The following is a 707-nucleotide window of genomic DNA, read 5'->3' on the forward strand; positions in this document are numbered from 1 at the left end:
TCCTGGAACAACATCCGCGACTTCGCCGAGGAGATGCGCGGTGACCTGGCGGACCCGATCACGCCGCTGCTGGCCACCGGCGCTGCGGCCAGCGCCCTGCTCGGTTCCCCGCTGGACGCCGTCCTGGTCGGCAGCGTGCTGCTGGTCAACGCCGCCCTGTCGGCCGAGCAGCAGCTGCACGCCGAGCGCACGCTGAATCGCCTACTGGCCGTGCAGGATCCGCCGGCGCGACGCCGGGTCGGCGCGCTGGACGCGCAGCGCCGCGAGAAGGTGCCGACCAAGCGGCTGCGGCCGGGCGACATCATCGAAGTACACGCCGACGAGGTGGTCCCCGCGGACGCCCGGCTGTTGCACGCCTCGAACGTGGAGGTCGACGAGTCGACGCTGACCGGCGAATCGCTGCCGGTGTCCAAGCAGACCGAGCCCACGCCCGGCGCGCCGCTGGCCGAACGGACCTGCATGCTCTACGCCGGCACCACGGTGGTCGCGGGCACGGCGGTGGCCGTGGTCACCGCCGTGGGATCGCGGTCGGAGATGCGCAGGGCGCTGGCGATGGCGCCGAGGAAGCTGCAAGAGATCGGGCTGCAGCGGCAGCTGCGGCACATCACCCGTCGGGCCCTGCCGTTCAGCGTGGCCAGCGGCGGCGTGATCGGGTCCGCCAGGTCACCGCGCATCTCCTCGGCGAAGTCGCGGATGTTGTTCCAGGA

Annotated in this window: 1 pseudogene; it reads left to right on the plus strand. The window is 72.4% G+C overall.

The annotated features are described in order from the left end of the window. Window positions 1–707 (plus strand): annotated as a pseudogene (locus A5691_RS02070) (cation-translocating P-type ATPase); the annotation flags it as partial.

The sequence above is a fragment of the Mycobacterium sp. E183 genome (genome assembly GCF_001667735.1).
Taxonomy (GTDB): domain Bacteria; phylum Actinomycetota; class Actinomycetes; order Mycobacteriales; family Mycobacteriaceae; genus Mycobacterium.